We start from the raw sequence: 25,584 nt of genomic DNA on the forward strand, positions 1-25,584 counted from the left end.
GTGCGGGGATTTAGTTCAGCAGGCCGATGCTTGCATTCAACACCGTGGCAAAGGCGACCCATACGGCATAGGGCACGAAAAGCCACATGGATATGCGGTCACGACGGTAGGTGAGCGCCACAAAGGCGACGATGCAGATCAGCATCGGAACGATGATAACGAGTGCACCTACCGGGCTTTGCATTCCGAAAAAAATCGGCGACCACAGGAAGTTAAGCACCATCTGCGTGAACCAGAGCCGCATGCGCGTTCCCCTCGGCTTGCGGATCCAGGTCCGTGCGCCGGCAATGCCGATCAGCACGTAAAGCGTGGTCCAGACAGGCCCGAAAATCCAGTTGGGCGGATTGAAGAAAGGCTTCTGCAGCGATTGATACCATTCGCCGGGCACATTGTTGACGCCGATCAGCGCCCCCACGGCAACAACAGCAACCACAAAAACGACATAGACGGCAAGATTTCTCATGATCCGTCCAATGCGCCGGCCGGGCTTTTGTTCCCCTTTATTTTCAGTATTTTAGCTGGACAGACGCACGATGTGCTGGTCCCACGCCACGTCGCTGCGCCGGGTCTCGAAAAAGCCGTCATAGGAAGAAACCGCAATGCCTCTCGCGGCGGGCGCGACGCCTGCCGCTTCCCGCACGGTCGTCTCGGAAACGACACGCCCGGTTTTCGCATCCAGCGTCACGGCGGCGTTGCCGTTGGGCGATGTCAGGCCCACCAGCCCATCGCGCCGGTTGACAGCAATGGCCCCGACATAATTGGCAAGGCGCACCGTCGTTTCTTCCGGCAGATCGACGAAGGTGAGAGCCTCGCCCCTGGAGAAATGGCCGACAAGCGGCGGGAGATCGTTGCGCGGTCCCTCATATTGGCAGGCGAACCAGATACGCCCGTCATCGCCGAGATCGACATGGCGGGTGGAAAGCTGCCGCAGATGCGCCGGCATGGCGTGTTTCTGGATCACTTGCCCGGTCGAGGCGTCCAGAAGCACGAGGGACGGCTGCATATTGTCGATATTGAGCTTGGTTCGGCCGAAATCCGGATGGGTCTCGATACCGCCATTGGCGATCACGATCAGCCGCCCGTCATCGCTCACCGTCATGTCATGCGTACCGATGCCATGCGCATCATATTCACCGATGCGGACAAAGCCGTTGCGGGCGTCATAAAGCCCGATAACGCCACGGTTGCCGTCGAAGTCGTTTTCGCTGGCATAGAGGATTGCCCCGTCAGGGGAGAATTGTCCATGGCCGTAGAAGTGGCGGTTTTCCGGCGTGTGCATCACGATCGGTTCGCCGCGCCGCGCGGGGTCGAAGGCCATGAAGAAGGTGCCGGGCCGGCGCGCAAAGGCCACGGTCATGCCGGTCGCATGGCTCGTCGCCATTCCATGGGCGCGGGCAGGAAGCGCCACGCGGTCGATGATATCGCCGCGCTCGCTCACCGTCGCAATGCCGTAGGACCCGTCACGGGCGCGGAAGGCGGAGGCAAAGACCGCGTCTGTCCGCTCCAGCGCATAAAGTGAACGGGGAGCCAGCGCGGCGAGGAAGGGAACTCCCGCCGCTTTGATGAAGCTGCGCCGATCTATCAGCATCCGTTTGGTGCCGGAGATCATCGGCTCAGTCCCCATCGGCGAAGGAGAAGCCGGAGCTGAGGCCGATGGCGCCGCCATATTGATCGTTCAAGCGGTAGATCAGGTCTTTGCCATTGAGCAGCAGATAATCCACCTTGGCGCGCTGATCGTCCTGATCCAGCGCCTTTTGCACATCCGTATCGATGGTCCCGGCAACGCGGATCATCGATTTGGCGATGAAATCGATGGAGTTGACGATGGAGCGTTGATCGGGCGGTACGAGTTCGGCCATATCCGCCGTGTGCAGCAGGGTCTGAACCGCCTTGATATTGGTGGAAATGCTCTGCCATGTCAGGCCGGAGCGCCAATAAATGGCGGTACGGGGAAATCTTGCCTTGTCCGGTCCCTTGTAGAAGGTTTCGATCCGCTGATCGCGAATGGCTTCGGAGCCATGGACGAGAATGCCGAGCAGTGCAACAAGCGCCTCGCGCTCGTCACGAAAGACGGGGTTGTCCGCTCCGGGTTGGGTCCAGTTTTTCTGCGCGCCGTCAGGCGCATTCCAGCTGTCAGAAAGTTCCGCCGCCACATTCGCGATATTGCCGGCGATAGCGGCGCCGTAACGGCAGCGGAAATCACCCTTCCTGTCGAGCAGTTCTTCCGCTCCGGTTCCGTAAAGCACGAACTCAAGAGCGCCGAGCCCCTGCGCCGCAACGCTCTTGCCGCTGAGGCCATCCGCACTCGTGACGCTTTCATCCTTTTCGGTGAGATAACGCTGCACCTGTTTCAGCCCGAGACCCTTCTTGTCGGGGTAATAAAGCACGCGTTCGAAACGGTTCTTCTCGATGACAGGACCGACACGCACAATCTCGATGGTCGACCAGCTTGACACCGTATCGACAAAGGCAGCCTTGGCCGCCGCTGCCGTCGTTTCGGAAGGAGCGGTGCAGAAAGCTTTCATGCGGCCTTCCAGCGTCTCCGCCGACTGCCGGAAGCGATCATAGCCGGGACGGATGAAGCCGTTCACCGCCTTTTCCATCACACCCCGCACCTCAACCGGGTCGAGCGGCGGCGGCGGCATCAGTTCCACATCCTGCGCCCTCGCCGGCGGCGTGGTCAAAAGCAGCAGCACGGACATGACGCCGGAAATTTTTCGCATGGCATTTTTCATCAAAGGGACTCCAGAAAGGCCAGCAAAGCCTGCCGGTCGGATTTTTGCAAGGCGGCAAAGGCGTCGCGCGCTTTTTGCCCTTCGCCGCCGTGCCACAATATCGCTTCCGTCAGGCTGCGCGCCCGCCCGTCATGCAGGTAAAAACCGTTGCCATTGACCTTTTGCGTCAGGCCTATGCCCCAGAGCGGCTGGGTTCGCCACTGTCTGCCGTTTGCTTCGCCCACCTGCTGGCCATCGGCAAGTCCTTCGCCCATGTCATGCAGCAGAAAATCGGAATAGGGCCAGATCAGCTGGAAAGAATGCATGGGGTTGGCAGCGTCGCGGCGTGTGACGAATTTCGGGGTGTGGCAGGCCGTACAGCCGGAGGCGTAGAAAAGCTGCTTTCCCTGCAGGACCGTCGGATCATCGACGTTGCGGCGGCGCGGCACGGCGAGATTTTCGGTGTAGAAGGTCACGAGGTCGAGAACCGGATCGGGCGCCTCCACCGACCCGAGCCTCAGCTGCACGCCGGTCGGCATGGCAAGACATTCCTTCTGGACGTCCGTGCAGTCGCCATAGGCATTCGGCGCATCCGGTGTGGAAATGCCGATATCGTGGGAGAAGGCGCCGGCGCTCTGGTCTCGCACGCTCGCATTCTGCGCTTTCCAGCCAAACCGCCCGAGTTTCACCTCGCCGGTGCGATGGTCTTTGACCCATGCGGGACGCCCGGCAATGCCGTCGCCATTGTTGTCGTCCGGGTCGGCCCTGGCCAGAATATCGGCCTCGGAAATGGCCTCGATCAGGCCAAGACCGAGGGTGGGCATGGCGATGCGCGCCGAAAGCGTCGTGTCGGCACCGAGCGGGCCATATTGCAGGTTCGCCACGGCATAGTCGGGCTTGCGCAGCATCACCACCTCACCATCCGCCAGCTGAAACGGCTCTTCCGTATAGGCGATGACCGGTTTGCCTTCGGCGGCGAGGCCGGGAATGGCCAGGTTCTGAAGCTGCCGGCCATAGGTCTCATCGGGAAAATTTAAGGTCTGGTGGCTGGCAATGGCCTGTCGTTCGGCTTCATTGCGCGCCGGTCGCGCCAGTCGCAGAAACAGCGAGACGGCATCTTCTCCGGCAAGTGGCGGTCGACCCCTGCCATCCTTCACATGGCAGGTCTGGCATGATCGAGCGTTAAACAGCGGCCCGAGCCCGTCCGAGGCCTGTGTGGAAGAGGGGGAGGAGACCCAGAGCTTCTGGAACAGTGCATTGCCGAGCTTGAAATCCTGCTTCCGTTCGAGCGGCATTGTGGCGGAAGGATGGGAGAACGCGCCGCTGTCGGCCTTGCTGGTGCTGGTCGTCGCTCCGCCGGCCATGGCCTCGAAAGGTTCCGGCTCGGTAAAATCCGCCGTTGGCGCAGTCACGGCCAGCACACGGCTTCGATCTTTCTCCGTCAGGTCGTCCCGAAGCGGTTCGGCAAGCGCCATCGACGCCACAAGGCAGGCTGCCCCGGCGAAGAAGAATGGCTTGCGGATCGGCGGCAGCAAAAATTGCATGACAATAAGGGCGGGTGAAAAGTAACGGGCCGCAGCGATCTGCGGCCCGTTTTACCGCTTATTTGAAGACGGCGTTCGGATTGTCGAGGCTGTCGGAGCCTTCAAGCTCGATCTTGCCGAGATCGAGCGCCGCGATGACGCGTTCGACAGTCTTTGTCTGGTCGAGAAGGCCGTCGATGGCCGTCTGAACCACGGCGTTGCCTTCCTTATTGCCTTCGCCGATCATCTGGTCATAGGCCTCGACGGTCTGCGCGCGCTTTTCCATGGCATGCATGGCGTCGAGCGTCTTGTTCAGCTTCGCCATCATCTCGTCGTTCAGCGCCTTGTCCTTGGCGCCGACCAGTTCCGACAGCGAGGCGCCCGTCATCTTCGTCCCGTCCACGCGGGTATAGTCGCCGGTATAGGCCGAGGCGATACCGATCGCGTCGTAAAGATGCGAATTGTAGGTGTTATCGGAGAAGCAATCATGCTCCTCTTCCGGATCGTGCAGCAGAAGGCCAAGCTTCATGCGCTCACCCGCCAGCTCGCCATAGGAGAGCGAACCCATGCCGGTGAGAATGGCGGTCAGGCCCGCTTTCGGATCGGCTTCCACCGTTTTCGTGGCTTCGCCTTCCGGCGCCCAGGCATCCACCATCTCCTGAAGATCCTTGACCAGCAGGGTCGAGGCGGATTTCAGGTAGTCAGCGCGGCGGTCGCAATTGCCATTCGTGCATTTCGCCTTGTCGTAATCGGTATAGGGGCGGTTGCCTGCGCCCGGTCCGGTGCCGTTCAGATCCTGACCCCAGAGCAAGAATTCGATGGCGTGGTAGCCGGTCGTCACATTGGCTTCGACATCGCCTGCCTCGTGCAGGCTTTCGATCAGCTCGGGGGTGATCTTGGAGGCGTCGACCTCTTCACCGCTGATCTTGATCTTCGGATTGGCGATGATGTTGGCAACGTAAAGCTCGTTCTCGTCGCTTTCCGTGCCATAAGAACCGTCGACATAGTCGATCAGGCCTTCATCCAGCGGCCAGGCATTCACCTTGCCTTCCCAATCGTCGACGATCGGGTTGCCGAAACGATAGACTTCCGACTGCTGATAGGGAACGCGGGCCTTGATCCATGCTTCCCGGGCGGCCTTCAGGGTTTCTTCGCTCGGCGTTGCGATCAGCGCATCGATGGCCTTGTCCAGCGCCTTCGCCGTGGTCAGCGAATCCTCATATTTCGCATGCGCGACATCGGCATAATGCTTGACGACGGCGGCCGCGTCGGTGGCGGCCCGGGCTGGGAGCGCGGTGAAAGCCGCAGATGCGGCGAGAAGCGCAAAAGAAGCGCTGAGAATGGTTTTGCGGATCATGATCCCTCTCCTTCGGCAGGCGTGAAATGACTTCGCGCCGCGGCAAGCGAGTTCTGACCCAATCACAAACTTGTGTCAAACATTCTAGTTTAGAATGCTTTGAAACAAGACCTGGCGTTGTTTTCCAAGTAAAATCAGTGCTTGCAAAGACAGCGTTATGCTTTGCGTTTCATCAAGCAGAAGAAGAAGCCATCCGTATCTGTGGTTGCAGGCGTCAGCGTCACTGTCTTGCCGTCGGAAGAATGCGGTTTGTTTGCGTTGCCGCCGAAAGTCGTCTGCCAGCGTTCCAGTGCGGAGCCGATGGAAAATTCCGGATTTTCCGCGCAGAAACGTCTTACCTGCTGTTCGTTTTCTTCGGGAAGCACGGAACAGGTGACATAAAGCAGCTCTCCGCCCGGGCGTACGAACCCCTTGGCCTGTGAGAGCGCCTCGCCCTGCTGCTGTACGCGCTCTTCCAGATTGCGGGCCGTCAGCCGCCATTTGGTGTCGGGCCGGCGACGCCATGTCCCGGTGCCGGTGCAGGGCGCGTCCACCAGAACGCGATCGAATTTTTCCTGAAACGGCGTCAGGCCGGAGGCGCGGTCGTGTACCTGCACATTGCGCGTGCCGGCCCGCTTCAGCCGTTCGATGATCGGCGCAAGCCGCTTGCGGTCGGCGTCGAAGGCGTGGACCTGGCCCTTATTGTTCATGCTGGCCGCCATGGCCAGCGTTTTGCCGCCGCCGCCCGCGCAATAATCGAGGATCTGTTCGCCTTCATGCGCGCCGGCAAGATCGGCAACGATCTGCGAGCCCTCGTCCTGCACCTCGAACCAGCCCTTCTGGAAGGACAGTTCGGCAGTGACGTTCGGCAGGCGGGAAGGGCCTTCGCCGGCGGGAATGCGCACGCCCTGCCGGGCGATATGCGTGGCTTCCGCGCCGCTTTCTTCCAAAGCCTTCAGCACCTTGTCACGCGTCGCTTTCAAGGTGTTGGCGCGCAGATCAAGCGTGGGCCGCTCATTCAGCGCCTGTGCCTCGGCGAGCCAGCGCTCGCCAAAGGCGGTTTCGAAGGAGGATTGCACCCATTCGGGTATGTCGCCCTGAATATGGGCCGGTGCATCGCTAAGGGAACGGGACAGAAAGGCCTTCTGCCTTTGTTCATCCGGTGCGGCCGGGGCGAATTTGTCGCCATCGAATTCCGCCGAAAGGTCCGAAAAGCTCTTGCCCCATTGGCGCAGCAACACGGCATAACCAAGCGAGGCAGCGCTGTCGTCATCCATCAGCCAGGCGTGCGACAGTTTCATGCGCAGCGCGTCATAGACGATGTTGCCGATTGCAGCCCTGTCGCCGGAACCGGCGAAACGATGGGCAAGGCCCCAATCTTTCAGAGCATCGGCGACGGGACGCCTGCGTCCCTCAATATCCGCCAATACTTCGATTGCTCCGGCCAAACGCCCGCCTAAACGCATTGTCTACCTCGTTCTTGTGCTAAGCCCGGTTGGTAGACGCGAATGGCGGCGAGGGCAAGGCTCAATCGGCCTTGACGACCTCGTAGCAGACCTTGGCGGTGCCGGAGTTGATCATGCCGATGTTCTTGGCGGCTGCCTTGGAAAGATCGAGAACGCGGCCCTTGATGAACGGCCCACGGTCATTGATGCGCACCACAACGGCCTTGCCATTGCGCGCATTGGTCACCTTGACCTTGGTGCCGAACCGCAGCGAGCGGTGGGCGGCGGTCAGGTTGGCGGCGTTCATGCGCTCGCCCGAAGCAGTCTTGGACGTCAACGCATACCACGATGCGCCTCCACAACCATTTGCCGCATTCGCCTGAAGAGGCGCAATGATGGAACAGGCGGCGATAGTTGCAGCGGTGAAAGTTATACGACGGATATTCAACAAACTGTGCTTCCCTGAAAATCGGCCCCGCGCCGATTGATTGTGCCCTTGCTAAACGGCCATGAACTGGCCTGAACGCCTTTTGATGCGAGATTGTAGGGCGAGGGAAAAATGGCGAAAAAAAGCTGACCTCAAATCACGAACTGTTACAGTCTGTAATATTCGTGATCGTTAGCCGGAAAGCTGTCGGCAGGGCATCCCGGCCAGAAGCTGGAAAAAATAACGCAGAATCAATGGATAACGGAAATGCTGTTGCGGGTCACGGCTTCGTGAATCCAGTTCACGAAATGTGAGTGAAATATTTTTCTAATGACTACGATTTTAGCGATTTTTGGATGGTTAATAAAATCCTAATTGGCTGAAATAAGACGAAAACCATCCGCAAAAGCGGGATTGGAAGGATTTTTCATCGCTTTTCAGGGTGGGATTTTTCAGCCTCGCCAGAGGCCGTTTTGCCACAATTGTCTGAGGGAGAACCTGTACTCCGGAAAGCGGAAATCGAAGCCGAGATCGCGTATTCTGGCGTTGGAAACGCGCTTGTTCTCGCCATAAAAAGAGCGCGCCATCGGCGTCAGATCGGCGGTCTCGAAGGCCTGCTCGGGCGGCGGTTCCACCCCCATCAGCGCTGCTGCGAAGCTCACCACATCCTGCGGCGGGCAGGGTTCGTCGTCGGTCACGTTGAAGATGCCGCGTTCGTTTTTCCGTGCCAGAAAGGCAAGTGCGGCACCGATATCCTCGACCCGGATGCGATTGAACACCTGGTCTTTCTTCACCAGCCGCCGCGCCGTTCCCTTCTCGAAATTCATGAAGGCATTGCGTCCGGGGCCGTAAATTCCGGAAAGGCGCAGGATGGAAAGCGGCACATCCGCCTTTTCCGCTGTCGCAGTCCAGGCGGTTTCCGCAGCCACCCGTTCCACGGATCGCGCGGAGACCGGGCGGCAGGGTGTTGTCTCGTCCACCCAGGCGCCGCCATGGTCTCCATAAACGCCGACGGTGGAAAGATAAGCGACCCATTTCAGATTGGGCATGAGCTTTTTCAGATCGCCACCCAGAAGCGCAAGCAGCGGATCGCCCTCCTTGCCCGGCGCGACGGATTGTACGAGATGCGTGACATTGCCCATTGCGGCGACGAGCGCGTCATTGAGCTGAACGCCATCGAAGAGCAACGGTGTCATGCCTGCGGCAACGAGGTTTGGGAACTTGTCCTGGCTGCGTGTGGTGCCGGAAACGCTTCCCGCTTCGGTTCTCAGCGCGCTAGCGATCGCTTTTCCCGAATATCCCGCGCCGAAAATCATCACATGCATGCGTCACGCCTCTGCCAGTTGCCATTCCATTTCCGCCTCCGGATCAGGCTCCGGCGCGCGACCGGCAGAGTATGTACGGAATTCGTCCCTGTCCATAAGCCGTGACAAAGCCCATGCGGCCATGCCGCGTACTTCGGGCGAAAGGTCGGTTTCAGCAAGCGCCTTGCATCGTTCCACGAATTGCCGGTCTGCGGAGTTTCCCGCCGCGATCAGCACATTGCGGATGAAGCGATTGCGGCCGATGCGCTTCACGGGCGAGCCGCTGAAAAAACCGCGAAAGGCGGCGTCGTCGAGCGTGAGCAGGAAGGCGATGGAAGGTTCCTTCAGATCCTCGCGCGCCTGCAATTTCATTTCGGAGGCGCTGGCCGCGAATTTATTCCACGGACAGGCGGCAAGGCAATCGTCGCAGCCATAGATGCGATTGCCGATCATCGGCCGGAATTCGTGCGGGATCGGCCCCTTGTGCTCGATGGTGAGATAGGAAATGCAGCGGCGCGCATCCAGTTGATAGGGAGCGGGGAAGGCGGCCGTCGGACAGGCATCGAGACAGGCGCGGCAGGAGCCGCAATGGTCCCTCTCAGCCTCGTCAAGACAGAGTTCGGCCGTGGTGAACATGCTGCCGAGAAACAGCCATGAGCCATGGGTGCGGCTGACGAGGTTGGTGTGCTTGCCCTGCCAGCCGAGACCGGCGGCGGCGGCAAGCGGTTTTTCCATTACGGGTGCGGTATCGACAAAGACCTTTACATCCTCGCCGGCACGCGCGGCAAAACGGGTGGCGATTTCCTTCAGCCGCCCCTTGATGATGTCGTGATAATCGCGATTGCGGGCATAGACCGAAATGGCCGCCTTGTCGGGTTTGGAAAGCAGGCCGCGTGGGTCTTCCTCAGGGCCGTAGTTCAGCCCGAACATGACGATGGAGCGCACGTCTCCCCAGAGCGTTTTCGGCTCTGCCCGGCGGGCCTCGGTTTCTTCCATCCACGCCATCGTGCCGTGATAGCCATTGTCGAGAAATTGCCTCAGCCGTTCGGGTGCGAGCGGAATGCTGTCCGGGGCAGTGATGCGGCAGAGATCGAAGCCAAGCGAAAGCGCTTCCTGACGAACGAAGTCCGTCAGTTTACGCGCGCGTATCCGCTGCTTTTCGCTCGCGACGTCGATGGTCGTCTCTCCTGCGGGTTATTCTGCGGCATATATAATGCATGTCGCCCGAAAGTGCGCAGCGATTTCGGGCGACATGCTTTAGATACAGCCGCACGCCACAGCAAATCACCGGGAGGCCAGACCTTAAAAGTCCAGATCGGCGTAGTGGGAGGAAGGGGCAAGGCGCGGAATGCGTTCGCTGAGGAACGGCCGGAAGGAAGGCCGGGATTTCACCCGCTGATACCATTCCTTGGCAATCGGCGCTTCGAGCCAGTTGATCTCACCGAGATAATCCAGCACCGAGACCGCGGCAGCCGCGGCAAGATCGGCATAGCTCAACCGGTCGCCAGCCAGCCAGGTGCGTGAACCGGCCAGCCATTCCAGATATTTGATGTGCTGGCGAATATTGTTGCGGGCGGTGCGCAGCAGCTTGGAATCCGGCGGTCCGCCACCCTGCGCCGCCGTCATCTGCAATTTATAGACCCGTTCCCGCACCAGCGGCCGGGTCACATCGTTTTCCATCTTCTGCAGAAACCATTCCGTCAGCCGGCGGATTTCCGCGCGCTGAAACGGGTCTTCTGCAAGAAGCCGACGGTCGCGCTTCAGAACCCCATGCGTTTCATCGAGAAATTCCGCAAGCACATAAGGCCCGCTCAGCGAGCGCATATTGTCGTCCAGATAGACCGGCAGGGTGCCGGCCGGATTGAGCGCCAGAAACTCCCGCCGTCTTTCCCATGGCTGCTCCTCTACGAGATCGGTCTGGAACCCGTATTCCGCGAGGATCAGACGAACGAACCGGGATGCGGTCGACATCGGAGAGTGATAGAGAGTTGGCATCGGTACTCAATTTTTACGATTGGTTGTCATGATCGGCATTTGCCGAAAAACTTTTTCAGTTTCGCTTCATCAAGACGCTATAAGAGCTTGGCTACTTTAAAACAAGTTTAACGCAATTGCCTTCCATTGCCACTTTCCCCCTGAAAAGAAGGATACCTCATGGGTGACCAATCGATCATCAGCGCGCTTCTGCTGGGCATTATCGAGGGTCTGACGGAGTTCATTCCCGTCTCCTCAACGGCGCACGTGCTGCTGGCCGGGCATTTCCTCGGCTTCAAATCACCCGGCAACACCTTTGCCGTTCTTATTCAGCTTGGTGCGATCCTTGCGATCCTTCTTGTTTATTTTCAAAAGCTTGTGTCGATTGCGCTCGCTCTGCCGACAAGCGCGAAAGCGCGCCGCTTCGTGCTGGCCGTTGCTCTCGCTTTCCTGCCGGCGGCGATAATCGGCGCTTTGGCGCATGACTTCATCAAGACCGTGCTGTTTGAAACGCCGATGCTCATCTGCGTGGTGCTGATCATCGGCGGCGTCATTCTGCTCGGCGTCGACCGCATGCCGCTGAAACCGAAATATACCGACATCATGGACTATCCGCCGTCGCTTGCCTTCAAGATCGGCCTCTTCCAATGCCTTGCGATGATTCCCGGCACGTCGCGGTCCGGCGCCACAATCGTCGGGTCGTTGCTGATGGGAACGGACAAGCGCTCCGCCGCCGAATTTTCGTTCTTCCTGGCGATGCCGACCATGCTCGGCGCTTTCACGCTCGATCTTTACAAGAACCGCGATGCGCTGAGCTTCGATGATGGCGCACTGATCGCCGTGGGTTTCATCGCCGCTTTCGTCTCGGGTCTCTTCGTCGTTCGCTCCCTGCTGGATTTCGTGTCACGGCGGGGCTTTGCACCCTTCGCCTGGTGGCGCATCGCCATCGGTTCGCTGGGACTGATCGCGCTTCTGGTTCTGGGTTGAACCAGGGGCGGGAATAATCTCCGTTCGCGACGAACGAACAGAAAAAGAAAAAGCGCCCCCGGAGAACCGGCGGCGCTTTTTCTTTGAAACTTTTAAAGGCCGATCAGTTGGTGCTGATCGAAGCCGTTGCGCAGGGGTCGACGCCATAGGCGGGAGCGCAACCGCTCTTGCCCGCTGCAACCGTTCCCGGCGCCATGAAAGAACCCGCCAGAACCACCAAAGCCGCACACGCAAAAAAGAGTGCGATAGATCTGCCCATTTTATGATTGCCTTTCAGACGTTCGTTCGCGCGGATCATGCCGCCGTGTGTGAATTGAGTGGTCGGGATATGTTTGGAATGTGGCGAATATCAATAAAGCAGCTTGTTGAATACCGGGTTAATACGAAGTCTTTTCCACAGTTGCGCTTGTGCCACGCTTGCCTGTGGAGGCCGGACCACCGTTAACTTTTACCCGGCTTTGCAAAACAGCCCTGGTTCATTCAACACCTCCCCTGCAGTTGAGGGGAAAATGCACGAATAGCGGTTTGGTTGCGATTGAATTGCGCAATAACAAAAAGCGGGAATGGCTCCCGCTTTCGTTTATGGTCGATGAGGCTGAAGGTGGGCTTCAGGCCGCTTTTCCGGCATTTGAGAACTGGCCGTGCGGGCGGTATTGCACCATGTAGGAAGGCAGAATGGACGCGACGCGAACGGGGGTGATGCCGATGCCTTCCAGTGTCAGGCCGTTCTTTTCGGCGTCAGTGGAAACGACATTGTCCTTTTTCAGCATGGTCACCTGATCGGGCGTCAGCGGCGGCGCAATCAGCGGCACCATTGAAGCGATCTTGCCAATCATCGACGCGACGCCGAAGGGCAGGTTGACGAAGGGACGCTCCCGGTAGGTTGCGGCAAGAACCGCCTCGAGACAGTCACGGAACGTCATGACATCCTGACCGCCGAGTTCGTAGATCGCGCCGGGCTTCAGCTTGCCATCGACGCCAAGGGCGACGGCTTCCGCGACATCCTCGACATAGACCGGCTGGAATCTGGTTTTTCCGCCGCCGATCAGCGGCAGGAACGGCATGCTGCGGGCCATTTTTGCGAACTTGTTGAAGAAATCGTCTTCCGGTCCAAAAATGATCGACGGGCGCAGGATCACGGCGCCAGGCAGAATGGAATGAATGGCGGCCTCGGCGCGGCCCTTGGTGCGGCCATAACCGGTCGACGAACCGGCATCCGCGCCGATGGCGGAGATATGCGTCAGCGTGGCACCGGCATCGCGGGCCGCCTCGGCAATGGCTTTCGCGCCGAATTCCTGTACGGCGTCAAAGGTGTTGCGGCCGCTTTCGGTCAGGATGCCGACGCAGTTGACCACATGGTCGGCGTCTTCCACTGCTTTGACGATGGAATCGCGATAACGCAGGTTCGCCTGGGCGAAGGAAATCTGGCCGACATTGCCGAGCGGCTGCAGGAAACCGGCGAGATCCGGGCGGCGCACGGCGACGCGGATGCGGTAACCGCGCTTCGCAAGTATCCGCACGACATGCCGCCCGACAAAACCCGAACCGCCGAAAACGGTGACGAGGGGTGGAAGGTTGGCCAAGGTCATGGGAGGCTCCTCAGAAGCTGTCGATAAAGCGTTTTTCAGTCTCTTAGCCCAAAGCCGCGCGCGCGTGAAGAGATGTTGTCGCGAGGCTGGAAGACGGTTTGGGAAATGCGGTTGACGGTCGTCAAATTCCTTCGACGATCATCATCTCCGCATCCGCGACTTCCTGGCGGATTTTGGCCGCGGCCTGATATTCGGGAGAATTATAGCAGTCGATGGCGTGCTGCACCGACGGGAACTCGATGACGACGTTGCGTGCACGCGCCTTGCCCTCCAGCTCGGTCAGCGCGCCGCCACGGGCCAGGAAATTGGCGCCGAACCGCTCGAAAGCGGGCTTGGCCGTCGTGACATAGTCCTTGTAACGCTCACTATCGCGCACATCGACGCGGGCGATCCAATATCCCTTTGCCATTTCATCTCCTCCGATTGTCGTTACTGATTGGCCGGAAAGCTGGCGCGCAGCATGTCGTCAAGAATGGCGCGGGCCGCCGCTTTCGGGTCTTCCGCCCTGACGATCGGGCGGGCGACGACCAGATGGCTCGATCCGGCCTTGATGGCGTCGTAGGGTGTCATCACCCGCTTCTGATCGCCGAGATCCGCGCCGGCCGGGCGAATGCCGGGGGTGACGACGGCAAGGTCCGGGCCGAGGATTTCGCGCACGGCGGTCGATTCTTCCGCCGAACAGACGATGCCGCCCATGCCCGCCTCGCGTGCCTGCTCCGCCCGGCGCAGCACCAGCGAACGGGCGTCAGAGGCATAACCCGCCTCGGCGAGGTCGACGTCGTCCATTGAGGTCAGCACGGTGACGCCCAGCAGGCAGAGACCGGAGCCTTCGGCGGCCTTGACGGCAGCGCGCATCGCCTTGGGATAGGCATGCAGCGTCAGCATCGACATGCCCATGCGGGCGATGTTTTCGACACCGGAGGCGACGGTGTTGTCGATATCGAGCAGTTTCATGTCGAGAAAGACCTTCTTGCCGCTCCGGACAAGGTCGCGCGCAAATTCGAGACCGCCGGCAAAGACCAGCTGATAACCGATCTTGTAGAACAGAACCTCGTCGCCGATCTTCGACACGATGTCTTCGGCCTGCTGCACAGTCGGAACATCCAGCCCGACGATGAGTTTTTCGCGCGCGGTCATTGTCTTATCCCTGCCATGTTTCCATTGCCGTCCAGTCGCATGTGGGGGACGCGGCTGCAAGTGAAAAGTCGGCGATGGAGAAGCGAAAGAGATTGCCACCGCCGGGCGGCTGGTCCTTGCTGCGGCTGATGCCGCGGCCTTCGATATGGCATTTCAGAAGCGTGCCCACGCCACCATGGCCGACAAAGGCAATCGGCTGCTGCGGGTCGTGCCGGTCAAGAACGGCTTTGACTGCCCCGACGATCCGCGCCTGCGCGTCGATTGCACGCTCCCAGCCGTGAAAGCTTTCCTCGGGATGGGCGAAGAACCAGTCCGCCGCCTTTTCGAACTCCGGCGGCGGCAGGAAGCCGGTGGCTGACCGGTCGTTTTCATGCATCGCCTCGACGATGTCCATTTCCGCCCCGGAGGTTTCAGCCAGGATGCGGGCGGTTTCGATCGCCTTGGTCTCGGCGCTGGAAACGATGCGGCGCAATGACCGTGCCCAGGGCAGGCGGCTTGCCTCGCGCGTGCGCTCGGCGCCCCTGCCCGAAAGCCCCCATTCGGGAACGGGAACAGCCGGATCGATCCTGACCTGGGGGTGGGTGATGTAGAGCGCATGCATGGCAATCGGTCCTCAAGGGCGATGGAAAGGGCAAATCGACACCCTAACCATTCGTCACGACCGGGAAATGACGGGTTCCGGCACTCTGTCGAAGATCAGGCCCGCGTATAGGTCCACAATTGCGCCGGCGGAATATTGCGCACGATGAAATCGAAATGGCGGATGTGGTAGAGGTGCGGCTGCGCGACGATGGGGGAAATCGGGCCATAGGATATCTGCACGACGGGGCGGCCATGGGGCACGCGCTTCAGCAATTCGTCGAGAAGCTTGATACGGGCGGCCATGGGGAAATTCAGCATCGGCACCGCGGAGACGACGCTGTCGAACATCTGGCCCTTGTGTTCGCCAAGCGTCGCATCGAGATCGAAGGCGTCGCCATTGACGAAATTGACGCCCGGATAGCTCCTGAGCAGCTGATTGTAGAAATCGGTCGAATATTCGATGGCGGTCAGGTTCTCCGGCTTGATGCCGCGCGCCAGAATGGCCTTGGTGATGACGCCCGTGCCAGGGCCGAGTTCGAGAACAGGCAGGCCGGAATGGGGATTGATGACACTCGCCATTTTTTTCGCCGTGATGGACGATGTCGGCACAATGGCCCCGACTTTTTTCGGCTGGCTGACCATGCCCTTGAAAAAGCGGATTTCTTCTTCAAATTTCTGTTCAAGCCGTTGCTTCAGGTTAAGTGCCATAGTTCCCTCAGATGCTTTTGGTCATTGTCAAAAAACTGTTACGCAATGTTGATCCCATTTGGCGCAAAAACAAGGCAAAATGTCGTAGCTGGAAAAATTCGCTTACGGTTTGAAATACACCGTCACCGAATCAAAAAAAGCCGGTGAAGCGTTCCACCGGCTTTTTTAATGAAACCTGCAAAAAAGTCCCGTTTCAAACGCGCATCGGCATCAGAACATAAAGCGCATCGTCGCCGGCGGTGTCGCGAACGAGCGTCGGCGAACCGGCGTCGGCCAGCAGGAAAATCGCGTCGTCGCCGGAAAGCTGCGAGGTGATGTCGAGGAGATATTTGGCGTTGAAGCCGATTTCCATCGAATCATTGTCGTAGCCAACAGCGACTTCTTCCGTAGCACTTCCCGAATCCGGATTGTTGACGGTTAGCGTCAATTGCCCCTCTGTCAGCGCCAGCTTCACAGCGCGGCCGCGCTCGGAGGAAATGGTCGAGACGCGGTCGACAGCCTGCGCGAAGGTCTGGCAATCGACCCGCATTTCCTTGTCGTTGCCGGTCGGGATAACGCGCTGATAATCCGGGAAGGTGCCGTCGATCAGCTTCGAGGTCAGAACGACCGAGCCGATGGTCAGGCGGATTTTCGCATCCGAAACTTCAACCGTGACTTCCAGTTCCGGGTTGTCCATCAGCTTCTGCAACTCGCCGACGGTCTTGCGCGGAATGATGATGCCCGGCATGCCTTCGGAACCGGAAGGCGCATCCACATCGGCGCGCGCCAGGCGGTGGCCATCGGTTGCGACGGCGCGCAGCTTCAGGTCGCCATTGCTTTCGATGGTATGGAAGAAAATGCCGTTCAGGTAATAGCGCGTTTCTTCGGTCGAGATCGCAAATTGCGTCCGGTCGATCAGCATCTTCAGGTCGGTCGCCTTCAGTTTGAAGGTGTGGCTGAAGGTGCCGGCCGTCAGGTCCGGGAAGTCCGCTTCCGGCAGGCATTGCAGCGAGAATTTCGAACGGCCGGAGGCAACCGTCATCGAGGAGCCGTCCGGATTGGTGGCCAGAAGCACTTCGGAACCGTCCGGCAGCTTGCGCACGATTTCATAAAGCAGGTGCGCCGGCACGGTGGTGGCGCCTGCCTGCTCCACCATGGCCGGCGTCGCTTCGGTGATTTCGAGATCGAGGTCGGTCGCCTTCATGTCCAGATTGGCGCCGGATGCGCGCAGCAGGACGTTGGACAGGATCGGGATCGTGTTGCGACGCTCGACGACCCGGTGGACGTGGTTCAGCGATTTCAGAAGGTTCGACCGCTCAAGAGTAATACGCATGGACGCTACCGCTTTCAACCGTTGCGAACCGGCCACCGCCGGATCGGCAAGAAGAGTCTTCACCGGCCAGAAAGCCGGATAATGTGGACGGGCAAAATGGCAGAGTTATTGCAGGAAATGCAAGAGCCGAGTGCATCTGCCGCGGGTCATTTTGCTGCTATACAGCATGATCCACAGGCTGGCACCGCTCATGGACCTTGTTCGCCTGTTTTCTATTGCCCATAAAGAGGGGTAAACCAGAGCGGCCGGCCAGACAGGATCGGCCAGAATGATTGGAAGCCGAGTGACGGAAGACATATCGAACAGCGACATGAGAGAGGCGACCAAGAGCTTCAGGATCGGCACTGCCACCATTCCGGCGCGGCCGCTGGAGCCGGCGCTTTATCTCGTGGCCACGCCCATCGGCAATCTTGGCGATATCACTATCCGCGCGCTGGAAACGCTGGCCTCGGCCGATGTTCTCGCCTGCGAGGATACCCGCGTCACCCGCATCCTGCTCGAACGTTACGGCATCCGCACCCGCCCGCTCTCTTATCATGAGCACAATGCAAACGAAGCGGGGCCGAAGCTCATTGCGGCGCTTGAGGCGGGAAAATCCGTGGCGCTGGTCTCGGATGCCGGAACGCCGCTCGTTTCCGATCCCGGTTACCGCCTCGGCCAGCTCGCGCTTGACGCCGGGCATCGTGTCGTGCCGGTGCCGGGAGCCTCCGCGCCGCTCGCCGCCCTCGTGGGTTCGGGAATGCCGAGCGACGCTTTCCTGTTTGCAGGCTTCCTGCCGGTAAAGGATCGCGGCAAGCGCGATCGTTTTGCCGAACTCGCGAAAATCCCGGCCACGTTGATCTTCTTTGAATCGCCGCATCGCATCGGCGCTTCCGTCAAGGTCGCGTCCGAAGTGCTCGGCCGCGCCCGCCGCGCCGTGGTCTGCCGCGAGCTGACCAAGACCTTCGAGGAGTTCCGGCGCGGCACGCTGGGCGAGCTTGCGGATTATTACGGTGGCGACCGTGTGGTGAAGGGCGAGATCGTGCTTCTGGTGGAGCCGCCCTCCTATGACGAGATTCCCGATATCGAGGATGTCGAGAAACTGCTGAAGGATCTCGTCGCCACCATGCCCGCCGCCAAGGCGGCAGGCGAAGCCGCAAAGCTGACGGGCCTGCCGCGCAAGGAGCTCTATCAAAGGCTGCTGGACATGAAGGAAACGGATGGCCGCTGACGGGCGAAGCAATAAAAGGCGCAAGGCCGAGCAACGCGGCCATGCCGCGGAATATTGGGCGGCTCTTTATCTGCTGCTGAAGGGATATCGCATCCTCGCCATTCGTTATCGCACCCGGCTGGGGGAAATCGATCTCATCGCCCGCAAGAAGGACCTCGTCGCCATCGTCGAGGTCAAGGCGCGAACGTCCGGTGAAGGTGCCGTCGATGCCGTCGGTTTCCATTCGCAGCAACGCATTCGGGCGGCGGCCGATCTATGGCTCGCCCGTCGCAAGGATGCCGCGCGGTTTTCGCTGCGTTTCGATATTGTCGCGGTCCTGCCGCGACGCCTGCCGCAGCATTTTATCGACGCCTTTTAAGGGGAGGGAAACATGTCCACCGAGCGGGAAAAAATGGCCGCGGGCGAATGGTACAGCTGCATGGATGCCGAGCTGGATATATTGCGCTGGCGGGCACGAGGGGCCGTCCACCAGCACAATACGATGCCGCCGGATGAGCGCGGGGCAATGGCCTCCTTGCTACGGTCTCTGTTCGCTTTTGTGGGTGAAGGGGCATTTATCGAAGCGCCGTTTCATTGCGCTTACGGCTTCAACATCACGCTGGGCAAAAATGTCTATCTCAATGCCGGCTGCACCATTCTCGATTCCGCAAAGGTTACGATAGGCGACGGCGCGATGCTAGGGCCTGCGGTGCAGATCTATTGTGCGGAACACCATCTGGACCCGGTGCCGCGTGCGCAAGGCATTGAAATCGCAAAGCCCGTCACGATCGGCCGTGATGTCTGGATCGGCGGCGGAGCGATCCTTCTGGCTGGCATCACCATCGGTGACGGAGCGATTGTTGGTGCCGGTTCGGTGGTGACACGCAATGTGCCGCCGGGCGTGACGGTGGTCGGAAATCCCGCTCGGCCGATAAAGCGCATGACCGACTGAGATTTTCGTCAGTCGCTGTAATAAATCTGACATGGAACTGTCAAAGAGGCGTCATGGAACGTCTCTATTCGCATCCTCATCCCAATAAATGGTGGAGAGGATTTAGTAATGTTGAAGAAGATTTCCATGGCCGCAGTGGCCGTCAGCATTTCGGCGACGTCTTCCATGGCTGCTACCAACATCACCTGGTGGCACGGCATGGGCGGCCGCAATGGCGAAGTCATCAACGAAGTCGCCCAGAAGTTCAACGAAGCCCAGAAAGAATGCGCTCTGACGCCGGTTTCCAAGGGCTCCTACGAAGAAGCCCTGGCCAGCGGCATCGCTGCTTTCCGCTCTGGCGAACAGCCGAACATCCTCCAGGTTTTCGATGCTGGCGCCGCCACCATCATCAACGCCAAGGGCGCTGTCATTCCCGCCGAAGACCTCATCAACAAGGCCGGTTACAAGTTCGACCGCGACGCCTTCATCAACGGCGTGCGTTATTTCTACGCTGCCGCTGACGGCAAGTTTGTCGGCATGCCGTTCAACTCCTCCGCTCCCATCATGTACGTCAATGACGAAGCCCTGAAGAAGGCCGGCGTCGAAGCCCCGAAGACCTGGGAAGAGTTCGAGCAGGTTGCGCCAAAGCTGAAGGAAGCCGGCTACATTCCGCTCGTTCAGTCGCAGCTGACCTGGCAGTTCACGGAGAACTTCTTCTCCCGCAACAACATCCAGTTCGCCACCAACAATAACGGCTATGACAGCGTCACCGACACCAAGCTCAAGGTCACCGACCCGAACCTCGTCATGATGTTCGACAAGCTGAAGGACTGGAAGGACAAGGGCCTGTTCGCCTATTACGGCGCCGGCTGGAACGACAACCAGAAGCCGTTCGAAGAAGGCAAGGTCGCGTTCTGGATCGGTTCTTCGGGCTCCTTCGGCGGCCTGCAGAAGACGGCGACCATGCCGTTCTCGGCAACCTTCCTTCCTTACTGGGGCTCCATCAAGGGTGCCGGCACCAACTCCTTCATCGGCGGCGCAGCGCTCTTTGCAATGTCTGGCAAGTCTGAAGCCGAAAACAAGTGCGTGGCCGACTTCTTCCAGTTCCTGACCTCGCCGGAAATCCAGGTCTTCTACCACAAGGCGACCGGTTACGTCGCCATCACCAAGGCGGCTTACGAAAAGGCCAAGGCTGAAGGCTACTACAAGGAAAAGCCGGTCGCGGAAGTCGGTATCCAGCAGCTCTCGCTGCCGGGCGGCGAATGGTCGAAGGGTTACCGCCTCGGCTTCTACCCGCAGATCCGCGCCGTCATGGAACGCGAATATAACCGCATCTTCTCTGGCGAAGTTACGCCGAAGGCTGCTTTCGAGATCATCGAGAAGGAAGGCAACGACCTGCTCGCCCGTTTCGCCAAGACGGCTGGCTGATCGTCTGTTTCGAAACCAATGACCATTGCCGAGCCTCCTTTCCCACGGAAGGGAGGCTCGCTCTCGGATAAGGAAGCGCAAGCGTGGCCTATACATCGTCTCAACCGCGCCGGTTTTTGTCCGGCTGGTCCGCAAAGGCTGGAAAGCCAGCCAAACCTGCCGACGCCGGCATGAAGCGCGTGCAGTTCTCCTCGTCCTACGTACCTTACCTGTTTCTGGCGCCGCAGCTTGCGGTGATTTTCATCTTCTTCTACTGGCCATCGGTTCAGGCCATACATTCGTCCTTCTATATCGAAGACCCGTTCGGTTTCGGCGCTTCCTTCGTCGGACTTGCCAATTATTCGGATGCGATCTTCAGCCCCGAATATCTCAGCATCGCCAAATTCACGGTTGTCTTCACCGTGCTTGTCACCTTCTTTTCGCTGGCGCTCGGCCTGCTTCTCGCCGTCAAGGCGGATGCGGTCATTCGCGGCAGCTCGACATACAAGACGCTATTGATTTCCGTCTATGCCATCGCGCCGCCGGTCGCCGGTCTCATCGGCATGATGTTTTTCGACCAGCATATCGGCCCCTTCGTCAAGATGGCCGCATTCCTCGGCTGGGACATGAAGGTCGGCCTTAATTATTTCGATACGGCCTTCGCCATGATCGTTGTCGCGGTCTGGAAGCAGATCCCTTACAACTTCATTTTCTTCCTCTCCGGTCTTCAGGGCGTTCCGGTCTCCGTGCGGGAAGCCGCCGCCATCGACTGCCGCTCGGGCTTTCGCCGGTTCTGGACGGTGATCATGCCGCTTCTGGCGCCCACGGCCTTCTTCCTGCTGATCATCAACATCACCTATGCGCTCTTCGACACATTCGGCGTCATCGACGTGATGGTGAAGGACAAGGCGGCCAACAACCCGATCACGCTGGTCTACAAGGTGTTTCTGGACGGTTTCCGCGGCAATGACATCGGTGGCTCTTCGGCCCAGTCCGTCATCCTGATGCTGGTCGTCTTCGTTCTCACCATCATCCAGTTCCGCTTCATCGAAAAGCGCATCCATTACAATTGAGGGAAAATACCATGTACAAGACAAAACCCCTCGATCATCTGGTGCTGATCATCGGCGCGCTGTTCCTGATCTTGCCGGTCATCGTGGCCTTCATGACCTCCACCCACACCGCTGCGGAAATCCACCGCAGCGGTCTGACGATGGTTCCCGGTGACAATTTCATTGAGACTTATGAAAAGGTCCTGACCCAGAAGGGCGGCTTCACCGGGCAGATCACGGGTCTCAACATGGTGCTGAATTCGCTGATCCTCGGCATCGGTTTTGCCGTCGGCAAGATCGTCCTGTCGATGACGGCGGCCTATGCGATCGTCTATTTCCGCTTCCGTTTTGCGACGCTCGCCTTCTGGATCATTTTCACCACGCTGCTTCTGCCGCTCGAAGTGCGCATCATGCCCTCCTACGAGATGATGAGCAAACTTGGCCTTCTGAACTCCTATACCGGCCTCATCGTGCCGCTTCTCGCTTCGGCGACGGGCACCTTCTATTTCCGGCAGTTCTTCAAATCCGTGCCGGAGGAGTTGCTGGAGGCTGCCCGCATTGACGGCGCAGGGCCGGTGAAGTTCTTCATCGACGTTCTCATCCCGCTGTCCCGCACCATGATGGCGGCGATCTTCATCATCATGTTCGTTTATGGCTGGAACCAGTATCTCTGGCCCATGCTGATGACGACGGATGAGGGCTTCTTCACCCTGATGCGCGGTATCAAGTCGATCCTGCAGGTCTGGGTCGGCTCGCAAATTCCCGATTACAACGAAGCTTTCGCGCTCGCCGTGCTGGCCATGCTGCCGCCGGTGCTGATCGTCGTCATTTTCCAGCGCTGGTTCATCAAGGGCCTGACCGAAAGCGATAAATAAGGAGACCGAAATGGCCGCGATAGAAATCAGTCAGGTCTGCAAGGATTATCATGGTGGCGTGCGCGCCGTGCACCACGTCGATATCGACATCAGGGACGGGGAGTTCATCGTTCTGGTCGGCCCCTCCGGCTGCGGCAAATCCACGCTCCTGCGCATGGTCGCAGGGCTTGAGGATATTTCCGAAGGCACGGTGAAGATCGGCGACCGGGTGGTCAATCAGGCCGATCCGGCCGACCGGGATATCGCCATGGTGTTTCAGAACTACGCGCTTTACCCGCATATGTCGGTGCGCCAGAACCTGGAATATGGGTTGAAGAACCGCAAGACGCCGAAGACGGAGATCGATGCGCGTGTGGCTGAAGCCGCGCGTATGCTGCAACTTGAGCCCTATCTGGATCGCAAGCCGCGCGCCCTTTCCGGCGGCCAGCGGCAGCGTGTCGCCATGGGTCGCGCCATCGTGCGCAAACCGGCGGCCTTCCTGTTCGACGAGCCCCTGTCCAATCTCGATGCCAAGCTGCGCGTTTCCATGCGCGGCGAGATCAAGCGCCTGCAAAAGCGTCTCGGCACCACCTCGATCTACGTCACCCACGATCAGCTGGAAGCCATGACGCTCGCCAATCGTCTCGTGGTGCTGAATGGCGGCCGTATCGAACAGATCGGCGCACCGCTCGATGTCTATCACACCCCTGCTTCGACCTTCGTTGCGAGTTTCATCGGCTCTCCCGCCATGAACCTGCTGAACGCCGAATTGCATGGCGATAGCCTCGCCATCGGTCCGTCGCTCTTTGCGCTCAACGGTTTCGCACCTGCCTCCGGCTCCGTGACGGTGGGCATGCGGGCGGAAGATTTCCGCCTCGCAGCGGCAGGTGAGCAGGGCTTCCCGCTTCGGGTCGATTACATCGAAGAACTGGGTTCGCAGCGCCTTATCCACGGCATGATCGGCGACCAGAACCTGACCGTGGCCTTCCCGCCGGATGTCGAGGTTCCGTCTGCGCTCTCCGTCACGATCGCGCCGGAAAAACTGCATTTCTTCTCCAGCGAAACCGGCAAGCGCATTGCCGGCAAAGCCGAGCAGCTGGGCTGTGCAGCCCGCGCAAATGGCGACGGCCTGAGCGCATCGCAGAAATCGGTGCGATGACTAAAATTGCGCCGATTGTCAAAACCGCTTCGTTACGATCCCGATGATAGAAGACCTCCAATATTTCACGGGGGTTTTCTAATATGTCCTTCAAAATGATGTTCGCTGCCGCGGCAACCATGGCGATCCGCACGGTGCCGATTTTGCCGGCCTATTTGCGCCGGTCAAAAGACGAGGCTGTCGTCAGCGCATCCTGCACCGATCTGCGGCTTCAGCCGGCCCCCATCAATCCGGAATGGATCATTTCCGGCAACCCCCAGGCGCGCGCGGCGGATCATTCCAGAAGCGGCGACCGCGCTTCCAGCACCGCCATGTGGGATTGCACGGCGGGTGAGTTCCGCTGGTTCTTCGGCTGGGATGAAACCGTCTATATTCTCGAAGGCGAAGTGCATGTGACCGCGGAAGACGGTTCCATCAGTATCCTGCGGGTCGGCGATGTCGCCTATTTCCCTGCGGGAACATGGGCCACCTGGCGGGTGGATGATTATGTCCGCAAGGTTGCCTTCATGCGCCGTCCGTTCCCCAAGGCGCTGGCTTTTGCCTATCGTGTCAAGAACAAGCTGTTTGCCGGCCGTTCCTATAAGCTGGCGGCCTGAACCCATAAAACATTCCAGTCGGCGGGTGCCTGCATGGCTTCGCCGACGGAATTGTGAAGGTTCAATAAAACTCACACAAACCACCGCTTGCAGCAGTTGCCTTTGAATGGTCGCTGCCCTACATCTTCAGGGTTTTCTGAAGCATTTCCGGGTTTCTACCGGTCCTGCAGGGAAGCTTGAAAAGGCGAGGCAATGGGCACCGCGGGCCGACAAGGCGTCCGCATGCTGCAAGAGGAACATGCGCATGGCGAAGATCAAGAACGTCGCGATCCAGATGGATCATGTCTCCGGCATCAATATCGCCGGTGACTCCACCTTCGCCATGAGCCTTGAGGCGCAGGCACGCGGATACCGGCTGTTCCATTATACACCTGAGCGCCTTTCCATGCGCGATGGCAAGATTTACGCCACCGTCGAGCAGATGGAACTGCGTGACATCAAGGGAGACCATTTCTCGCTGTCCGAACCGGAGCGCGTCGATCTGTCGACCATGGATGTCATCCATCTGCGTCAGGATCCGCCATTCGACATGGCTTACATCACCTCGACCCATCTGCTGGAACGCATTCATCCGAAAACGCTGGTGGTCAACGATCCCGCCTGGGTGCGCAATTCGCCGGAAAAGATTTTCGTCACCGAATTCGCCGATCTGATGCCGAAGACGCTGATCACCAAGGATGTGGAGGAAATCGCCCGCTTCCGCAACGAAATGGGCGATATCATCCTCAAGCCGCTTTACGGCAATGGCGGCGCCGGCGTCTTCCATTCCGCGCGCGACGACCGCAATTTCTCTTCTCTGCTGGAGATGTTCGGCCAGATGTTCCGCGAGCCTTATATCGCCCAGCAATATCTGCCTGATGTCCGCAAGGGCGACAAGCGTATCCTCCTGGTGGATGGCGAACCGGTTGGCGCAATCAACCGCGTGCCGGCGGAAAACGACGCCCGCTCCAACATGCATGCCGGCGGTCGGCCGGAACCGACGGAACTGACGGCGCGCGAGAAGGAAATCTGCCGCCGCATCGGTCCTGCCTTGCGGGAACGCGGTTTCCTCTTCGTCGGTATCGATGTGATTGGCGACTATATGACGGAAATCAACGTCACCTCGCCGACCGGCATACGCGAAGTGCGGAAATTCGGCGGTGCGGATGTCGCAAGCCTGTTGTGGGATGCGATCGAGAAAAAGCGCGAAGCGCAGGATTTCTGAGGCGAGCTTTCGCCGGTCCAGCTTTGTTCCGCGAGTACAACTAGACACAACTAAAATACATCGCCAGCGAGAAATTGTTCGCTGAATGTTCTTGTTTTATTCTTTGCCCTGTGGCACGTTGCTTGCGGGTGGCCGCGATAGGGCATGAAGCTCT

General features: G+C 59.3%; 26 protein-coding genes and 2 pseudogenes. 11 read left to right on the top strand and 17 right to left on the bottom strand.

What is annotated here, in order from left to right; genetic code table 11:
- Positions 1–10: 10 nt before the first annotated feature.
- From ACQZ5K_RS01065 to ACQZ5K_RS01110, 10 genes are all read right to left on the bottom strand, one after another.
- Positions 11–463, bottom strand: coding sequence for a TspO/MBR family protein (locus ACQZ5K_RS01065; protein ID WP_448739430.1), 453 nt, complete (start codon positions 461–463; stop codon positions 11–13).
- Positions 464–514: 51 nt separating this feature from the next.
- Positions 515–1,609 carry a DUF1513 domain-containing protein gene (locus ACQZ5K_RS01070; RefSeq protein ID WP_448739431.1) on the bottom strand — a complete coding sequence of 365 codons (1,095 nt, stop codon included), beginning with the start codon at positions 1,607–1,609 and terminating at the stop codon, positions 515–517.
- Between the two features lie 4 nt (positions 1,610–1,613).
- Positions 1,614–2,735 (bottom strand): imelysin family protein, encoded by a 1,122-nt coding sequence (locus ACQZ5K_RS01075; protein ID WP_448739432.1) that lies wholly within the window; start codon positions 2,733–2,735, stop codon positions 1,614–1,616.
- The gene (locus ACQZ5K_RS01080; protein ID WP_448739433.1) at positions 2,735–4,258 is read right to left on the bottom strand and encodes a di-heme oxidoreductase family protein; all 1,524 of its coding nucleotides are present in this window, start codon (positions 4,256–4,258) and stop codon (positions 2,735–2,737) included. The genes ACQZ5K_RS01075 and ACQZ5K_RS01080 overlap by 1 nt, the downstream gene beginning before the upstream one ends.
- Positions 4,259–4,316: 58 nt before the next feature.
- On the bottom strand, positions 4,317–5,594 hold the full coding sequence (locus tag ACQZ5K_RS01085; protein WP_425648000.1) for an imelysin family protein: 1,278 nt from the start codon (positions 5,592–5,594) through the stop codon (positions 4,317–4,319).
- Between the two features lie 155 nt (positions 5,595–5,749).
- Complete coding sequence (locus ACQZ5K_RS01090; protein ID WP_448739434.1) at positions 5,750–7,039, bottom strand: RsmB/NOP family class I SAM-dependent RNA methyltransferase; 1,290 nt, start codon at positions 7,037–7,039, stop codon at positions 5,750–5,752.
- A gap of 61 nt (positions 7,040–7,100) precedes the next feature.
- Positions 7,101–7,469, bottom strand: a complete 369-nt coding sequence (locus ACQZ5K_RS01095; RefSeq protein WP_059759243.1) for a septal ring lytic transglycosylase RlpA family protein — start codon at positions 7,467–7,469, stop codon at positions 7,101–7,103.
- A gap of 428 nt (positions 7,470–7,897) precedes the next feature.
- Complete coding sequence (locus ACQZ5K_RS01100) at positions 7,898–8,770, bottom strand: SDR family oxidoreductase (RefSeq protein ID WP_448739435.1); 873 nt, start codon at positions 8,768–8,770, stop codon at positions 7,898–7,900.
- Positions 8,771–8,773: 3 nt separating this feature from the next.
- Entirely contained in the window at positions 8,774–9,925 is a 1,152-nt protein-coding gene (queG, locus tag ACQZ5K_RS01105) for a tRNA epoxyqueuosine(34) reductase QueG (RefSeq protein ID WP_448739612.1), read from the bottom strand.
- A 126-nt stretch (positions 9,926–10,051) separates the two neighbouring features.
- Positions 10,052–10,744: a glutathione S-transferase family protein gene (locus ACQZ5K_RS01110; protein WP_003520121.1), complete on the bottom strand. Its 693-nt coding sequence runs from the start codon at positions 10,742–10,744 to the stop codon at positions 10,052–10,054.
- Positions 10,745–10,903: 159 nt separating this feature from the next.
- On the opposite strand from ACQZ5K_RS01110, the gene ACQZ5K_RS01115 reads away from it, so the two are divergent.
- Complete coding sequence (locus ACQZ5K_RS01115) at positions 10,904–11,710, top strand: undecaprenyl-diphosphate phosphatase (RefSeq protein WP_080852772.1); 807 nt, start codon at positions 10,904–10,906, stop codon at positions 11,708–11,710.
- Positions 11,711–11,813: 103 nt separating this feature from the next.
- Here the strand turns inward: ACQZ5K_RS01115 and ACQZ5K_RS01120 are convergent, their stop codons facing one another.
- The 7 genes from ACQZ5K_RS01120 to dnaN form a co-directional block, all read right to left on the bottom strand.
- Positions 11,814–11,969 carry a hypothetical protein gene (locus ACQZ5K_RS01120; RefSeq protein ID WP_004439462.1) on the bottom strand — a complete coding sequence of 52 codons (156 nt, stop codon included), beginning with the start codon at positions 11,967–11,969 and terminating at the stop codon, positions 11,814–11,816.
- Positions 11,970–12,318: 349 nt separating this feature from the next.
- Positions 12,319–13,299, bottom strand: a complete 981-nt coding sequence (locus ACQZ5K_RS01125) for a complex I NDUFA9 subunit family protein (RefSeq protein ID WP_448739436.1) — start codon at positions 13,297–13,299, stop codon at positions 12,319–12,321.
- Between the two features lie 121 nt (positions 13,300–13,420).
- Entirely contained in the window at positions 13,421–13,708 is a 288-nt protein-coding gene (locus tag ACQZ5K_RS01130; RefSeq protein WP_003520118.1) for a DUF1330 domain-containing protein, read from the bottom strand.
- Positions 13,709–13,728: 20 nt separating this feature from the next.
- Positions 13,729–14,436 carry an orotidine-5'-phosphate decarboxylase gene (gene pyrF / locus ACQZ5K_RS01135; RefSeq protein WP_448737195.1) on the bottom strand — a complete coding sequence of 236 codons (708 nt, stop codon included), beginning with the start codon at positions 14,434–14,436 and terminating at the stop codon, positions 13,729–13,731.
- A 4-nt stretch (positions 14,437–14,440) separates the two neighbouring features.
- The gene (locus ACQZ5K_RS01140) at positions 14,441–15,037 is read right to left on the bottom strand and encodes a histidine phosphatase family protein (protein WP_448739437.1); all 597 of its coding nucleotides are present in this window, start codon (positions 15,035–15,037) and stop codon (positions 14,441–14,443) included.
- A 95-nt stretch (positions 15,038–15,132) separates the two neighbouring features.
- Positions 15,133–15,726, bottom strand: coding sequence for a phospholipid N-methyltransferase PmtA (gene pmtA, locus ACQZ5K_RS01145; RefSeq protein ID WP_003520115.1), 594 nt, complete (start codon positions 15,724–15,726; stop codon positions 15,133–15,135).
- 193 nt (positions 15,727–15,919) lie between these two features.
- Positions 15,920–17,038: a DNA polymerase III subunit beta gene (gene dnaN / locus ACQZ5K_RS01150; protein ID WP_080818129.1), complete on the bottom strand. Its 1,119-nt coding sequence runs from the start codon at positions 17,036–17,038 to the stop codon at positions 15,920–15,922.
- 268 nt (positions 17,039–17,306) lie between these two features.
- Between dnaN and rsmI the strand changes: the two genes are divergently transcribed.
- The 10 genes and pseudogenes from rsmI (at position 17,307) to gshB (ending at position 25,430) form a co-directional block, all read left to right on the top strand.
- On the top strand, positions 17,307–18,248 hold the full coding sequence (rsmI, locus tag ACQZ5K_RS01155) for a 16S rRNA (cytidine(1402)-2'-O)-methyltransferase (RefSeq protein ID WP_448739438.1): 942 nt from the start codon (positions 17,307–17,309) through the stop codon (positions 18,246–18,248).
- The gene (locus ACQZ5K_RS01160) at positions 18,238–18,606 is read left to right on the top strand and encodes a YraN family protein (RefSeq protein ID WP_448739439.1); all 369 of its coding nucleotides are present in this window, start codon (positions 18,238–18,240) and stop codon (positions 18,604–18,606) included. The genes rsmI and ACQZ5K_RS01160 overlap by 11 nt, the downstream gene beginning before the upstream one ends.
- Before the next feature lie 33 nt (positions 18,607–18,639).
- A pseudogene (locus tag ACQZ5K_RS01165) lies at positions 18,640–18,774 on the top strand (maltose acetyltransferase domain-containing protein); the annotation flags it as partial.
- A gap of 228 nt (positions 18,775–19,002) precedes the next feature.
- A pseudogene (locus tag ACQZ5K_RS01170) lies at positions 19,003–19,167 on the top strand (DapH/DapD/GlmU-related protein); the annotation flags it as partial.
- Between the two features lie 120 nt (positions 19,168–19,287).
- Positions 19,288–20,586 (top strand): extracellular solute-binding protein, encoded by a 1,299-nt coding sequence (locus ACQZ5K_RS01175; RefSeq protein ID WP_080818117.1) that lies wholly within the window; start codon positions 19,288–19,290, stop codon positions 20,584–20,586.
- An 83-nt stretch (positions 20,587–20,669) separates the two neighbouring features.
- Positions 20,670–21,638: an ABC transporter permease subunit gene (locus ACQZ5K_RS01180; protein ID WP_170985783.1), complete on the top strand. Its 969-nt coding sequence runs from the start codon at positions 20,670–20,672 to the stop codon at positions 21,636–21,638.
- Positions 21,639–21,649: 11 nt separating this feature from the next.
- Positions 21,650–22,492: a sn-glycerol-3-phosphate ABC transporter permease UgpE gene (ugpE, locus tag ACQZ5K_RS01185; RefSeq protein WP_448739440.1), complete on the top strand. Its 843-nt coding sequence runs from the start codon at positions 21,650–21,652 to the stop codon at positions 22,490–22,492.
- Positions 22,493–22,502: 10 nt separating this feature from the next.
- The gene (locus ACQZ5K_RS01190) at positions 22,503–23,630 is read left to right on the top strand and encodes a sn-glycerol-3-phosphate import ATP-binding protein UgpC (RefSeq protein ID WP_448739441.1); all 1,128 of its coding nucleotides are present in this window, start codon (positions 22,503–22,505) and stop codon (positions 23,628–23,630) included.
- Between the two features lie 83 nt (positions 23,631–23,713).
- Positions 23,714–24,226: a cupin domain-containing protein gene (locus tag ACQZ5K_RS01195; protein WP_174055919.1), complete on the top strand. Its 513-nt coding sequence runs from the start codon at positions 23,714–23,716 to the stop codon at positions 24,224–24,226.
- A 244-nt stretch (positions 24,227–24,470) separates the two neighbouring features.
- Positions 24,471–25,430 (top strand): glutathione synthase, encoded by a 960-nt coding sequence (gshB, locus tag ACQZ5K_RS01200; RefSeq protein WP_003503823.1) that lies wholly within the window; start codon positions 24,471–24,473, stop codon positions 25,428–25,430.
- Positions 25,431–25,584: the final 154 nt, after the last annotated feature.

This window comes from Agrobacterium sp. 22-226-1 (assembly GCF_053522345.1).

Bases quoted from the DNA above. Each gene is read 5' to 3' on its own strand.
- ACQZ5K_RS01065 (WP_448739430.1), bottom strand. From the start codon at position 463: ATGAGAAATCTTGCCGTCTATGTCGTTTTTGTGGTTGCTGTTGTTGCC.
- ACQZ5K_RS01070 (WP_448739431.1), bottom strand. From the start codon at position 1,609: ATGATCTCCGGCACCAAACGGATGCTGATAGATCGGCGCAGCTTCATC.
- ACQZ5K_RS01075 (WP_448739432.1), bottom strand. From the start codon at position 2,735: ATGAAAAATGCCATGCGAAAAATTTCCGGCGTCATGTCCGTGCTGCTG.
- ACQZ5K_RS01080 (WP_448739433.1), bottom strand. From the start codon at position 4,258: ATGCAATTTTTGCTGCCGCCGATCCGCAAGCCATTCTTCTTCGCCGGG.
- ACQZ5K_RS01085 (WP_425648000.1), bottom strand. From the start codon at position 5,594: ATGATCCGCAAAACCATTCTCAGCGCTTCTTTTGCGCTTCTCGCCGCA.
- ACQZ5K_RS01090 (WP_448739434.1), bottom strand. From the start codon at position 7,039: ATGCGTTTAGGCGGGCGTTTGGCCGGAGCAATCGAAGTATTGGCGGAT.
- ACQZ5K_RS01100 (WP_448739435.1), bottom strand. From the start codon at position 8,770: ATGCATGTGATGATTTTCGGCGCGGGATATTCGGGAAAAGCGATCGCT.
- ACQZ5K_RS01110 (WP_003520121.1), bottom strand. From the start codon at position 10,744: ATGCCAACTCTCTATCACTCTCCGATGTCGACCGCATCCCGGTTCGTT.
- ACQZ5K_RS01115 (WP_080852772.1), top strand. From the start codon at position 10,904: ATGGGTGACCAATCGATCATCAGCGCGCTTCTGCTGGGCATTATCGAG.
- ACQZ5K_RS01120 (WP_004439462.1), bottom strand. From the start codon at position 11,969: ATGGGCAGATCTATCGCACTCTTTTTTGCGTGTGCGGCTTTGGTGGTT.
- ACQZ5K_RS01125 (WP_448739436.1), bottom strand. From the start codon at position 13,299: ATGACCTTGGCCAACCTTCCACCCCTCGTCACCGTTTTCGGCGGTTCG.
- ACQZ5K_RS01130 (WP_003520118.1), bottom strand. From the start codon at position 13,708: ATGGCAAAGGGATATTGGATCGCCCGCGTCGATGTGCGCGATAGTGAG.
- pyrF (WP_448737195.1), bottom strand. From the start codon at position 14,436: ATGACCGCGCGCGAAAAACTCATCGTCGGGCTGGATGTTCCGACTGTG.
- ACQZ5K_RS01140 (WP_448739437.1), bottom strand. From the start codon at position 15,037: ATGCATGCGCTCTACATCACCCACCCCCAGGTCAGGATCGATCCGGCT.
- pmtA (WP_003520115.1), bottom strand. From the start codon at position 15,726: ATGGCACTTAACCTGAAGCAACGGCTTGAACAGAAATTTGAAGAAGAA.
- dnaN (WP_080818129.1), bottom strand. From the start codon at position 17,038: ATGCGTATTACTCTTGAGCGGTCGAACCTTCTGAAATCGCTGAACCAC.
- rsmI (WP_448739438.1), top strand. From the start codon at position 17,307: ATGATTGGAAGCCGAGTGACGGAAGACATATCGAACAGCGACATGAGA.
- ACQZ5K_RS01160 (WP_448739439.1), top strand. From the start codon at position 18,238: ATGGCCGCTGACGGGCGAAGCAATAAAAGGCGCAAGGCCGAGCAACGC.
- ACQZ5K_RS01175 (WP_080818117.1), top strand. From the start codon at position 19,288: ATGTTGAAGAAGATTTCCATGGCCGCAGTGGCCGTCAGCATTTCGGCG.
- ugpE (WP_448739440.1), top strand. From the start codon at position 21,650: ATGTACAAGACAAAACCCCTCGATCATCTGGTGCTGATCATCGGCGCG.
- ACQZ5K_RS01190 (WP_448739441.1), top strand. From the start codon at position 22,503: ATGGCCGCGATAGAAATCAGTCAGGTCTGCAAGGATTATCATGGTGGC.
- ACQZ5K_RS01195 (WP_174055919.1), top strand. From the start codon at position 23,714: ATGTCCTTCAAAATGATGTTCGCTGCCGCGGCAACCATGGCGATCCGC.
- gshB (WP_003503823.1), top strand. From the start codon at position 24,471: ATGGCGAAGATCAAGAACGTCGCGATCCAGATGGATCATGTCTCCGGC.